Genomic DNA, 13,042 nt, shown 5'->3' on the forward strand with positions numbered 1-13,042 from the left:
CGCAGGAAGCAGAGTTGATGATCAGGATGATTATCATATTGATGCAGTAAACCTGTTTATACCAAACAGGTGCAAGGGAGAGTTGCAATGTCACTGTATGACCCATCACTGGAAAAAGATAACTGTGGTTTTGGCCTAATTGCTCATACTGAAGGGCAAACCAGCCACAAACTCGTTCGTACCGCTATATCCGCACTAGATCGCATGACTCACCGTGGTGGTATCGCCGCTGACGGTAAAACAGGTGATGGCTGTGGTCTACTAATCAAAAAGCCTGATAGTTTTTATCGCATTGTTGCTGAAGAAAAAGGCTGGAATCTATCGCGAGAATTTGCCGTGGGGCAGATTTTCTTAAGCCAAGATCCTGTTTTAGCAGAGCAAGCACGAACAATTATTAATGAAGAACTTGCAACTGAAACATTATCAGTAACAGGTTGGCGCCAAGTCCCTGTTAACCCTGCCGTTCTTGGTCCTATAGCTCAAGAGTCCCTACCGAATATTGAGCAAGTATTTATCAATGCCCCTGCAGGCTGGAAACCTCGCGATATTGATCGCCGTCTCTATATTGCCCGTCGCCGCATTGAAAAACGTATTACCGAAGATAGTGATTTCTATATTTGTAGCCTTTCTACTCAAGTAATTGTCTACAAAGGCTTATTTATGCCTTCTGATCTGCCTAAGTTCTACTTAGATTTAGGTGATATTCGTTTAGAGTCTTCAATTTGTTTATTCCACCAGCGCTTTTCAACCAATACCCAACCTCGTTGGCCGTTGGCTCAGCCTTTTCGCTATCTAGCACATAATGGTGAAATCAATACCATCATGGGTAACCGCCAATGGGCCCGTGCTCGTGGTTACAAATTTAGCTCGCCTCTGTTACCCGATTTACAAACAGCAGCGCCATTTGTGAACGAAACAGGCTCAGATTCTTCAAGCCTAGATAATATGCTAGAGCTGTTCTTATCGGGCGGTATGGATCTGTTTCGTGCTATGCGCATGCTTGTGCCACCAGCATGGCAAAACCACCCTGATATGGATCCTGCGCTACGTGCATTCTATGACTTTAACTCCATGCATATGGAGCCATGGGATGGTCCTGCAGGCATCGTTATGTCCGATGGTCGTTATGCCGCCTGTAACCTTGACCGTAATGGTCTTCGCCCTGCTCGTTATGTGATCACCAAAGACAAGTTGATCACCCTCGCTTCTGAAGTCGGTATTTGGGATTACACCCCAGATGAAGTGGCAGAAAAAGGCCGTGTCGGTCCGGGTGAATTACTGGTTATTGATACGAAATTTGGCAAGATCTGGCATTCATCAGACATTGATAACGAACTCATGGGACGTCATCCATATAAAGAGTGGATGGACAGCCATGTAAAACGCTTAACCCCATTTGAACAGCTAGGTGATGAACAAGCAGGCGATCGATCTTTAACTGATGATGAGCTAGCGGTTTACCACAAACAATTTGGTGTGAACCGAGAAGAGCTTGATCAAGTCCTGCGTGTTATTGGTGAAAATGGTCAAGAAGCAACAGGCTCAATGGGTGATGATGCGCCAATGGCAGTATTATCATCAAAAGAGCGTCCGGTGACCGATTACTTCCGCCAAATGTTTGCACAAGTAACCAATCCACCTATCGATCCGCTGCGTGAAAAACACGTGATGTCGCTTGCAACCTGTATTGGTCGCGAAATTAACGTGTTCTGTGAAACAGATAGCCATGCCCAACGTGTCGCATTTGGCTCGCCAGTACTGCTCTACTCCGATCTCGTTCAGCTCCTTGAGCTCGATGATCAATACTATGCCAACAGCATTATTGATATTAACTACAACCCTGCCGAAAAAGATCTAAAACAATCATTGATCGATCTTTGTGATGAAGCAGAGCGCGTCGTAAAAAATGGCGCGGTATTAGTTGTACTTTCAGATCGAGGCATCAACAAAGACAAGCTACCGATTCCTGCAGCAATGGCGGTCGGTGCAGTACAAAAACGCCTTGTTGATAACAACCTACGTTGTGATACCAACATCGTAGTAGAAACAGCAACAGCGCGCGATCCACACCAGTTTGCTGTGCTATTAGGTTTTGGTGCAACGGCGGTTTATCCATACCTTGCTTATGAATCACTCGGTCAGCTTATTGATAGCGGTGCAATCAATAAAACCTACCGTGAAGCGATGACCAACTTCCAGAGCGGCATCAACAAAGGTCTGTTTAAGATCATGTCGAAAATGGGTATTTCTACCATTTCGTCATACCGCTGTTCAATGCTGTTTGAAGCAGTTGGTTTAAGTGATGAAATCGTTGAGCTGTGCTTTAAAGGTGTTTCTAGCCGAATTGCAGGTGCTGACTTTAGCGATTTCCAACAAGATTTAATCAACTTATCCCGTAAAGCATGGTTGAAGCGCAAGCCAATCGAACACGGCGGACTTTTAAAATACGTTCACGGCGGTGAGTTCCACGCCTACAACCCTGATGTAGTCAGCACCCTACAAAAAGCTGTTAAATCAGGCAATTATCAAGACTACTTAGCCTTTGCGAAAGAAGTTAATGAACGCCCTGTTGCTGCTATCCGTGATTTATTTAAGTTAAAAGATGGCACAACCGCGATTCCTCTTGAGCAAGTAGAGGCAGCCACCGAACTGTACAAACGCTTTGACTCAGCCGCTATGTCTATCGGTGCACTTAGCCCTGAGGCACATGAAGCACTCGCCATTGCGATGAACCGCTTAGGGGGTTGCTCGAACTCAGGAGAAGGTGGTGAAGATCCACGCCGCTTTGGTAATGAGCGTAACTCACGTATTAAGCAAGTAGCGTCAGGTCGATTTGGTGTAACGCCACACTACCTTGTGAATGCTGATGTTATTCAGATCAAAGTAGCACAGGGTGCAAAACCAGGTGAAGGTGGTCAGCTACCTGACTATAAAGTCACAACCGAGATCGCGAAGCTGCGTTATGCAGTCCCGGGAGTCACTCTGATTTCACCGCCACCACACCATGATATTTATTCGATTGAAGATTTAGCTCAGCTGATCTTCGATTTAAAACAAGTAAACCCTAGCGCCATGGTATCAGTAAAACTGGTATCAGAACCTGGCGTTGGCACTATCGCAACGGGTGTTGCTAAAGCCTATGCTGATTTGATCACCATTTCAGGTTACGACGGCGGTACAGGCGCAAGCCCACTAACATCGGTGAAATACGCAGGTAGCCCATGGGAGCTTGGTCTAGCTGAAACCCAACAAGCACTGGTTACCAATGGGCTTCGTCATAAGATCCGTCTACAAGTCGACGGCGGCTTGAAAACCGGTCTTGATGTAGTGAAAGCAGCTATTCTTGGTGCTGAAAGTTTCGGTTTTGGTACTGCGCCAATGGTAGCCCTTGGTTGTAAATACTTACGTATTTGTCACCTAAACAACTGTGCGACAGGTGTTGCCACGCAAGATGAAAAACTGCGTCGTGACTTCTTCAAAGGCCTGCCAGAGCAAGTGATGAATTACTTCATCGGTGTCGGTGAAGAAGTACGAGAAATTCTTGCCCAATTAGGTGTTGAAAAGCTTACCGACCTAATTGGTCGTACCGATCTTCTTGAAACTCTGGAAGGCTTTACAGCTAAGCAGACAAAACTGGATCTGAGCCCTATTTTAGCAGCACCAACACCAAAAGAAGGCAAAACACTGTACTGCAGCGAAGCCAATACACCATTTGATAATGCCGAGCTTAGCCAAGCCCTACTTGAGCAAATCCTACCTGCGATTGAAAGTCGCAGTGGTGGTGACTTCTACTTCGATATTTGTAATACCGACCGTTCGATCGGTGCCCGTTTATCAGGTGAAATTGCTCAGCGTTATGGCAACCAAGGTATGTCAGCAAATCCTGTAACACTACATCTTACGGGTACTGCAGGTCAGTCTTTCGGAGTGTGGAACGCAGGCGGTCTAAATCTGAAATTAACAGGTGATGCCAATGACTACGTCGGTAAAGGCATGACAGGCGGTATTATTTCTATCCGTCCTCCGCAAGGCTCTGCCTTTAAATCCAGTGATGCCACGATTATTGGTAATACCTGTTTATACGGTGCTAACGACGGTAAATTATTTGCAGCAGGTAAAGCAGGTGAGCGTTTTGCAGTGCGTAACTCTGGCACCATTGCGGTAGTTGAAGGTGCTGGTGATAACGCATGTGAGTACATGATAGGTGGTATTGTTGCCATTTTAGGTAAAACGGGCGTTAACTTTGGTGCAGGCATGACAGGTGGTTTTGCTTATATTCTTGATGAAGATGGCGATTTCGCAGGACGCGTTAACCCAGAGCTTGTCGAGGCACTACCGTTAGATGAACTAAACATCCACCAAGAACATTTACGTGGTTTAATCGACCGTCACCTACAAGAAACAGGGTCATGTCGAGCACAAGAGATTTTGGCGAACTTCGATCAATGGATCCCGAAATTCTATCTTGCGAAGCCGAAGTCAGCAGATATCAATACCCTGCTGGGTCACCAAAGTCGTTCAGCTTCTGAACTACGTCTTCAGGCGCAATAAGGGAGGGAAACCGAATGAGCCAGAATGTTTACCAATTTATTGACGTCGAACGTATCGACCCACCAAAGAAGCCGCTAAATGTTCGTAAAATTGAGTTCGTTGAAATATATGAACCTTTTACAGAACAACAAGCAGGCGCACAGGCGGACCGTTGTTTAGATTGTGGTAACCCTTATTGCGAATGGAAGTGTCCTGTTCATAACTACATTCCTCAATGGCTAAAACTCGCTAACGAGGGGCGTATTATTGAAGCAGTAGAGCTATCTCACCAGACTAATACCTTACCCGAGGTGTGTGGTCGAGTTTGTCCACAAGACAGATTATGTGAAGGCTCTTGTACCCTTAATGAAGACTTTGGTGCCGTGACTATCGGTAATGTCGAAAAGTACATTACCGATAAAGCCTTTGAGATGGGCTGGAAACCAGACATGTCAGGGGTGGAATGGACAGATAAGAAAGTTGCCATCATTGGCGCAGGTCCTGCCGGATTGTCATGTGCTGATATTCTTGTTCGTAATGGCGTAAAACCTGTGGTCTTTGATCGCTACCCTGAAATCGGTGGCTTGCTAACCTTTGGTATTCCATCATTCAAACTTGAAAAAGACGTGATGGTAAACCGTCGTAAAATCTTTACTGAAATGGGTGTTGAGTTTCAGCTAAATACTGAAATCGGTAAAGATATCACCATGGAATCACTGCTATCAGAATACGATGCTGTTTTCTTAGGTGTCGGCACTTATAAAAACATGCGCGCAGGATTAGAGAACGAAGATGCAAATGGCGTTTATGATGCGCTGCCATTTTTAATTTCTAATACCTACAAAGTCATGGAGCTAGAAAACAGCACACCTTTCCTTGATATGAAAGGTAAACGTGTGGTGGTATTAGGCGGTGGTGATACCGCGATGGACTGTGTGCGTACTTCTATTCGCCAAGGTGCTAACGATGTGGTGTGTGCTTATCGTCGTGACGAAGCCAATATGCCCGGATCTAAACGTGAGGTAAAAAATGCCCGCGAGGAAGGCGTAAACTTTATGTTTAACCTTCAGCCATTAGGCATTGAAGTCGATGACGCAGGCAAGGTTACAGGCGTAAAAGTCGTGAAAACTGCATTAGGTGAGCCTGATGATGTTGGTCGTCGCCGCCCTGAACCTGGTTGCTGGTAGTGAGCATGTATTAGGGGCTGATGCCGTTATCATGGCATTTGGCTTCCAACCTCATGCAATGCCTTGGCTTGCACCGTTTGATGTAGAGCTAGATCAATGGGGACGTATTAAAACTTCATATGAAGCGCACTTTGCATACCAAACGACCAATCCAAAAATCTTTGCAAGTGGTGATGCTGTGCGAGGCTCTGATTTGGTGGTCACCGCCATTGATGAAGGTCGAAAAGCGGCTGAAGGGATATTGGATTACCTTGAAGTATAACCAATAGAACACTTTAAAAAGCGGAGGGGAAACCTTCCGCTTTTTTATTGAGACAGATCCTGAGTAACGATTACTTTTGGTATAAATTCTCTCGCTCATGGTACACTTATTCACATTAATGGCACCTTGGGTGCATCGCTTGAACAACAAGAGAACGAATCAATGAAAATCGGCATTATTGGCGCAATGGAGCAAGAAGTTGCGATCCTAAAAGCACAACTAGAAAACTGCGAAACACACAACAAAGCAGGTTGTACTATTTACACGAGTACGCTAAATGGTGCGGATGTTGTCTTGTTACAATCAGGCATTGGTAAAGTAGCCGCAGCAGTAGGTACAGCAGTACTACTTGAAACCTTCCAACCTGATGTTGTGATCAACACAGGCTCTGCTGGCGGTTTTGAATCAAGCCTTAACGTTGGTGATGTAGTGATCTCAACAGAAGTTCGCTACCACGATGCTGACGTAACAGCATTTGGTTACGAAATCGGTCAAATGGCACAACAGCCAGCCGCTTTCCTATCTGACGAAAAACTTATGGATGTAGCAGAGCAAGCGCTTACAGCTTTACCTGAAAAGCCACACGCTGTTCGCGGTCTGATCTGTACTGGCGATGCATTCGTATGTAGCGCTGAAAAGCAAAACTTCATTCGCACCAACTTCCCATCAGTTGTTGCGGTTGAAATGGAAGCGGCGGCCATTGCTCAAGCTTGTCACCAATTTAAAGTACCGTTTGTTGTGGTTCGTGCAATTTCTGATGTTGCTGATAAAGAATCACCAATGAGCTTTGATGAGTTCCTGCCACTTGCAGCGAAAAGCTCATCAATCATGGTTGAGAAAATGGTTGAGCTACTTAAGTAATCTGACTTAAGTTAACCACTCTAACGATAACAGCTGTCACGGATGATGGAATCACTTGTTGCGTTACTCACAACCAATAGCTCCCTACTCGCTTTGTGGGGGGCTTTGTTGTTGCATTGGGTTTTACCCATTCCCTACCCACTTCATCCCATTGTTATTTGGCAACGTCTTGCTCTTTTGATAGCAGAGCGTGTTAATCATCCCAAAGAAAATCCATCCCAACGCATTCTTGCAGGCTCACTCGCTTGGTTTTTAATGTCGGGCACAGTACTGATCTTATTGTTCGCTTTCAGCCAACTGGTTTGGTATCAAACCATTTTCCAGATGACATTACTTTGGATGGCAATTGATTGGCAAACTTCAGCGAAACTCGCCAAACAGTTTAATCAAGCCTATAACCTTGAGCACAAAGGGCGATGCCGAGAATTATTAGCCGATCACGTCAATCGTAATACTGAAAATTTATCATTACTTGGACTAGGTAAAGCTGGTGCGGAAACCCTATTACTTGGCTACGGGCGCAATGTGATTGGAGTATTATTCTGGTACGCCATTGGTGGTGGGATCGCTGCGATTATGTATCGCTTAGCCATTAGTCTCGCCCGTACGTGGTCACCGAGCCGTGAACAATATCGCTTCTTTGGCCTGCCAGCGATCCGCATTGCACTTATTTTAGATATCGTACCGCTACGCTTATTTGCGCTATTAATTACCCTAGGTCAAAATGCCAAGCTCGCTTTCAAAGGGCTAATGCAACAAGGAGAAAACTGGCAGTTACCTGGGCCTGGCTGGTTACTTGTCGCCACCGGTCACAAACTGTCTTTATCTCTAGGTGGCCCTGCGATGTACAACCAAATAAAAATGGAGCGACCTCGTATTGGTGGCAAAATTGCACCTGCATCGCTTCATCTTGCTCAAATTCAGCAATTAATGACGAGCCGACTATGGTGTTGGATCATTATCGAAAGCGGCCTACTCATTCTTTTTCACGGACTAGCTTAATGCGCTTTCTACTTCTTCTTGTTGCTCTATTCCCATTCTCATCTGCCTTTGCAGAACAATCACAGTTTGTTCAACGCATTATTAGTTTATCGCCACACATGACTGAGCTCGCGTATAGTGCGGGATTGGGAGATAAACTGATCGCCGCCAGTGATTACAGTGATTACAGTGATTATCCAGAACAGGCAAAAAAGCTAGAGCGTGTCGCGAACTATCGCGGGATCAAAATGGAGCGTATTCTGGCACTAAAGCCCGATCTAATACTAGCGTGGAAAGGCGGCAACCCAAGTCGAGAAATGACACGGTTACAACAACTTGGGATTAAGATCTTTTATTCGAATCCAACTCAATTAACAGATATTGCAGATACGATTATCAAACTAGGTCAATTTTCTGATGATCCAAGCATAGCTAAAACAGCTGCGACACAATTTAAGCTGCAACTGGCAAACATAAAAGAGCAATACAAAAACAAACCTAAGGTTCGTTACTTTTACCAATTAAGTGACAGTCCTATTTTGACACTATCTGACGGTAACTGGCCTAGCCCTGTTTTTAGCGTTTGTGGCGGCGAGAATATTTTTGCCACCAGCACAGCCGCTTATCCACAAGTGAATCAAGAGCAGGTTGTTGTACGTCAACCTGACGTGATCTTTGGCTCAAGCCATGCAACATCACAAAAAAATAGCCCATGGTTAAATTGGCAAGGTGAACTGCCAGCAGTTGATAACCACCACCTTTACCAGCTTAATAGTGATTGGTTAAACCGCCCAACATTGCGCACACTCAATGCGATTAAACAAGTGTGTCAACTTCTGGATAAAGCAAGAAACCAGTAATCTTTGCTGTGAAAGGCTTCACTAAAGATAGATTTTATTGTTGTACCTAATGCTTTTGTCAGTACAATCGCCTGCCAACTTCCCCACTTCTCAACTTGATTAGGGATCAACATGCTCATCTATATTCTCGATATGTTCGGCACCGCCATTTTTGCGGCTTCGGGAGTACTCATGGCTGGAAGATTACGAATGGATCCTTTCGGCGTCATTGTACTAGCCAGCGTAACTGCCATTGGTGGTGGCACCATTCGTGATATGGCATTAGGTGCAGCCCCTGTTTTCTGGATCACTGATACTAATTATCTTTGGGTGATCTTTATTACCTGCATTTTCACCATGCTTGCTACCCAACGTCCTAAACGTATGCCTTGGTATTTTTTACCCGTCGCTGATGCCATTGGGCTTGCCGTGTTTGTTGCTATTGGTGTTGAAAAAGCCCTACGCTATGGTGCATCACCAATGGTTGCGGTGATCATGGGTGTAATCACGGGCTGTGGTGGTGGCGTTATCCGTGATGTATTAGGCCGAGAGATCCCAATGGTGTTGCGTATGGAAGTATATGCTACTGCCTGTATTATTGGTGGTATTGTACACACTGCAGGCTTATCGCTTGGGATATTACCTTCTGTTGCTGCTGTGATGGGAATTATAACCACCCTCACCATTAGGCTTGCCGCTATTCGCTGGAATTTATCCCTGCCTATCTTTGCCTTACGCAGCTAACAAAAAAACCGCCTATCTTGGCTAACACCTATCACTTAAGAAATTGATTGGTTGCACGATCTTTCAGATAGTTAAAAATACCCTCAGTTTTGCAAAACTGGGGGTATTTTTTATGTTGTCACATTGGCTCATTGATGTAGATGCGTTTGCAGCACCAGAATCACTCTCATTATTTCAAAGAGACTTACCTCTTGAGTGGATTCAACAAGCATTAGATGAAACCAATAAGGCCAGTATACGCAGACGAAAATTACCTGCGGAATTGGTTGTTTGGTTAATCGTTGGAATTGGCCTATATCGTAATAGATCGATAACCGATGTCTTGAATAAACTTGATTTGCAATTATCGCGATCACAAGGTGATTCTATTGCACCAAGTGCTATCCCTCAGGCGCGAAAACGATTGACAGCACAGCCTCTAAAAGCACTTTTCTCACTCACTGCCAAATATTGGACGAAAGCCGAAGATAGCGGAGACACATGGAAAGGCTTACGCCTTTTCTCTGTCGATGGAACTCAATTTAGAAGTCATGATACTCCAGAATTAGCGAGTCACTTTCAGTATGTCAAACACGGTAAGATACAGCATACAGAATACCCTATCGTCAGGTTATGTGCTTTATGCTCCCTTCGTAGTCGATTAATACACAACGTAGCATTTGGTCCCAGCAATATTGGTGAAGAGAACTATGCTAAACAGCTTATATCCTCAATAACGCCAGATTCTTTAACTATTTTTGACCGATGTTATCTTGGCGCCGAGTTGATGATTAATTGGCAACGTCAGCATGATTCGAGTCATTGGATGACTCCAATTAAATCAAATACGCGATATACCGTCATTAAGCAGCTTGATGAAGCAGGACGAGATTTGATTGTAGAAATGGATGTATCCAAATATGCAAGAGCTAAAGACCCAAGCCTTCCTGAAAAATGGCAAGCTCGATTAGTGCTTTATCCAGAAAAAACTCAAAAATATCATATCCAAGGGCTTCTTACTTCCTTAGTTGGTGAGCATTATAGCTATCAAGCTTTGCTTGATGTTTATTTCGAACGTTGGGAGATAGAAAACAGTTATGGTGAAATAAAACATGACATGCTTGAAGATGAAATATTATTGCGTAGTCAATCAGTAGAAGGTATTGAGCAAGAAATATGGGGAATATTGATAGCTTATAATCTTGTTCGCTTAGAAATAAGTAGAATAGCGGCAGAAGCGAATGTTTCACCATTACGGATAAGTTTTATGATGGCGTTAAGAGATATTCAAGATGAATTAATGTGGTGTGCCATCGCTTCGCCAGGTTCAATTCCTCAAAAACTGAGAGCAATGAGAAAACAAGTAAAGCGTTACATATTACCTGAAAGAAAAAAACGGCCCAAGCAGAGAGCCGTTCGTATCAATAAAACTCGTTATCCAGTTCGTTCCAAACACCTTAAGTGATAGGTGTTAGCCTATCTTGGCGGTTTTTTATAACGTCTATTTTATTAATACAGCAAATAACGACTGTTTATTCTTCGATAGAAGTTGCACGACGACGTTTAAAGTGACGAATAACCCACCACGCTAATGCACAAACTAGTACAACAACAACAGCCCAGCATTGCATTTGATATTTATGATAAAACGCTAAAATTGGACCTAATTCATCATGTAAATAAGCTGGTGCAACACCGAAAACAAGCAGCCATACAGTAACAGCTAAGAAGTTACCAAGTAGGAAAAGCTGAACTGGCATCTGGGCAATACCACAGCCAATACACATAAATTGCTTAATACCTTCAACAAAACGGCTGATCACTAACCCTAACATGCCGTAGCGATCAATAAACTGGTGAAGTTTGCTTAAGGTACGGGGCTTAATCCATTCTTTTTTAGTTAAAACATGGTAAAACTGACGGCCAATAAAGTAACCAATACTGTTACCAATAAAGCTACTTGCCCAAGCCACAGTTAACACCATGGGCAGAGACATTTTATCGGTAGAGGCAAGTAAACTAGCTACAATCAATAGTGACTGACCAGGTGCAGGAATACCCATGCCTTCAACAGCAATGGCTAGAGCTAAAATATAGTATCCATACTCGTGCAGTAACGGGGTCAGTTCGGTAATAATATGTTGAATCGATTCCATAGCCAGTCTATGTAATAAAAGTGAAAGGTGATTTTTGATAGTAGCTTGTCTATTGGAGAAGGCATAACGATCAAAGCTAGAAAGTAAGCTTTCATAAAACACAACGCATTAAGATTTAAAGCCAACCTATTATTTATAAAGACTATTTTACAGATAATAAAAAAGGACGCCTAAGCGTCCTTTTCTGTATTCTCAATCACATAAGATCAAATTGATTATTTAATCGTCACGCGAGCAAACTTACGCTTACCTACTTGGAATACGTAATTACCAGCAGCAGGTACTAATTTAGTATCTTCTACTTTCTCACCGTCTTGCTTCACAGCGCCTTGACGGATCATACGCATTGCATCAGAAGTTGAGTTAACCAGTGCCGCTTCTTTTAGTAAGTTAGCAATTGGTAGACCTGCTTCGAATTCAAACTCAGGCATTTCATCAGGTAGGTTACCTTTTTGGAAACGGCTGATGAACTCTTGAAGTGCAGCTTCTGCTTCTTCTTCTGAGTGGAAACGCGCAATGATTTCTTTCGCTAGTAGGAACTTCACATCACGTGGATTCTTACCTGCTGCAACGTCAGCTTTAAATTGCTCGATCTCGCTCATTGGGCGGAATGATAGCAACTCGAAGTAGCTCCACATTAGATCGTCAGAGATAGACATGATCTTACCAAACATTTCGCTTGGTGCATCAGCAATACCAATGTAGTTATTTGCTGACTTAGACATCTTCTTAACGCCGTCTAAACCAACAAGTAATGGCATCGTTAGGACAACCTGTGGCTTCTGACCGTGAGATTTTTGTAGCTCACGACCCATTAGTAGGTTGAACTTCTGATCCGTACCACCCAGCTCTACGTCAGTTTCCATTGCTACTGAGTCGTAACCTTGTAGTAATGGGTACATGAATTCGTGGATCGCAATTGGACGATTTTCTGTGTAACGCTTTTTGAAATCGTCACGCTCTAGCATACGAGCAACCGTTTGATTAGATGCTAGACGGATCATACCTTCTGCACCTAGCTCTGATAGCCATGTAGAGTTAAACGCAATTTTCGTTTTAGCAGGATCAAGGATCTTAAATACCTGCTCTTTGTATGTTTCTGCGTTACGCAGTACATCTTCACGCGTTAGCGGTGGACGAGTTACGTTCTTACCAGTTGGATCACCAACCATACCTGTAAAATCACCAATAAGGAAAGTGACTTCATGGCCTAGTTCCTGAAAAGTACGCAACTTATTAAGAATAACCGTGTGACCAAGGTGAATATCGGGTGCTGTAGGATCGGCACCTAATTTAATACGTAGTGGACGGTTTTCTTTTAGCTTTTCAATCAGCTCAGCTTCAGGGATAAGCTCATCTACCCCACGCTTTATCTCAACAAGTGCTTGTTCAATGTTGACCATTCTTGTTCGCTCCCACAAAATTGGCAAAAATAATCAGTAGACCATCTTACTTGAATAGCAGGCTTTTTTGAAACCAGTTAGACTGAACGTCGTTTATTTT

The 13,042-nt window shown here is 43.8% G+C and carries 8 protein-coding genes and 1 pseudogene; 7 read left to right on the top strand and 2 right to left on the bottom strand.

Annotation, left to right across the window (positions count from 1 at the left end; genetic code table 11):
* The first annotated feature begins 87 nt into the window (after window positions 1-87).
* The 7 genes and pseudogenes from gltB (at window position 88) to Q7674_RS19490 (ending at window position 10,848) form a co-directional block, all read left to right on the top strand.
* A complete protein-coding gene (gltB, locus tag Q7674_RS19460) occupies window positions 88-4,551 on the top strand; it encodes a glutamate synthase large subunit (RefSeq protein ID WP_305423154.1) in 4,464 nt (1,487 codons plus the stop codon).
* 14 nt (window positions 4,552-4,565) lie between these two features.
* Window positions 4,566-5,979: pseudogene (locus Q7674_RS19465) on the top strand (FAD-dependent oxidoreductase).
* 162 nt (window positions 5,980-6,141) lie between these two features.
* Window positions 6,142-6,840, top strand: a complete 699-nt coding sequence (mtnN, locus tag Q7674_RS19470; RefSeq protein WP_305423155.1) for a 5'-methylthioadenosine/S-adenosylhomocysteine nucleosidase — start codon at window positions 6,142-6,144, stop codon at window positions 6,838-6,840.
* A 45-nt stretch (window positions 6,841-6,885) separates the two neighbouring features.
* On the top strand, window positions 6,886-7,842 hold the full coding sequence (locus Q7674_RS19475) for a cobalamin biosynthesis family protein (protein ID WP_023931022.1): 957 nt from the start codon (window positions 6,886-6,888) through the stop codon (window positions 7,840-7,842).
* Window positions 7,842-8,681 (top strand): vitamin B12 ABC transporter substrate-binding protein BtuF, encoded by an 840-nt coding sequence (gene btuF / locus Q7674_RS19480; protein ID WP_045066127.1) that lies wholly within the window; start codon window positions 7,842-7,844, stop codon window positions 8,679-8,681. Before Q7674_RS19475 ends, btuF begins: the two co-directional genes overlap by 1 nt.
* Before the next feature lie 111 nt (window positions 8,682-8,792).
* Window positions 8,793-9,404 (top strand): TRIC cation channel family protein, encoded by a 612-nt coding sequence (locus tag Q7674_RS19485; protein WP_045066128.1) that lies wholly within the window; start codon window positions 8,793-8,795, stop codon window positions 9,402-9,404.
* A gap of 112 nt (window positions 9,405-9,516) precedes the next feature.
* A complete protein-coding gene (locus tag Q7674_RS19490) occupies window positions 9,517-10,848 on the top strand; it encodes an IS4 family transposase (protein WP_045066500.1) in 1,332 nt (443 codons plus the stop codon).
* Between the two features lie 67 nt (window positions 10,849-10,915).
* On the opposite strand, the gene Q7674_RS19495 is transcribed toward Q7674_RS19490, so the two are convergent.
* Entirely contained in the window at window positions 10,916-11,539 is a 624-nt protein-coding gene (locus tag Q7674_RS19495; RefSeq protein ID WP_305423157.1) for a DedA family protein, read from the bottom strand.
* Window positions 11,540-11,754: 215 nt separating this feature from the next.
* Window positions 11,755-12,942 carry a tyrosine--tRNA ligase gene (gene tyrS, locus Q7674_RS19500; protein ID WP_305423160.1) on the bottom strand — a complete coding sequence of 396 codons (1,188 nt, stop codon included), beginning with the start codon at window positions 12,940-12,942 and terminating at the stop codon, window positions 11,755-11,757.
* Between the last annotated feature and the right edge of the window lie 100 nt (window positions 12,943-13,042).

Origin of the sequence: Photobacterium leiognathi, assembly GCF_030685535.1 — a bacterium.
GTDB lineage: Bacteria > Pseudomonadota > Gammaproteobacteria > Enterobacterales > Vibrionaceae > Photobacterium > Photobacterium leiognathi.

Excerpts from the sequence above, each read along its gene's own strand:
- gltB (WP_305423154.1), top strand. The coding sequence starts at position 88 with ATGTCACTGTATGACCCATCACTGGAAAAAGATAACTGTGGTTTTGGC.
- mtnN (WP_305423155.1), top strand. The coding sequence starts at position 6,142 with ATGAAAATCGGCATTATTGGCGCAATGGAGCAAGAAGTTGCGATCCTA.
- Q7674_RS19475 (WP_023931022.1), top strand. The coding sequence starts at position 6,886 with ATGGAATCACTTGTTGCGTTACTCACAACCAATAGCTCCCTACTCGCT.
- btuF (WP_045066127.1), top strand. The coding sequence starts at position 7,842 with ATGCGCTTTCTACTTCTTCTTGTTGCTCTATTCCCATTCTCATCTGCC.
- Q7674_RS19485 (WP_045066128.1), top strand. The coding sequence starts at position 8,793 with ATGCTCATCTATATTCTCGATATGTTCGGCACCGCCATTTTTGCGGCT.
- Q7674_RS19490 (WP_045066500.1), top strand. The coding sequence starts at position 9,517 with ATGTTGTCACATTGGCTCATTGATGTAGATGCGTTTGCAGCACCAGAA.
- Q7674_RS19495 (WP_305423157.1), bottom strand. The coding sequence starts at position 11,539 with ATGGAATCGATTCAACATATTATTACCGAACTGACCCCGTTACTGCAC.
- tyrS (WP_305423160.1), bottom strand. The coding sequence starts at position 12,942 with ATGGTCAACATTGAACAAGCACTTGTTGAGATAAAGCGTGGGGTAGAT.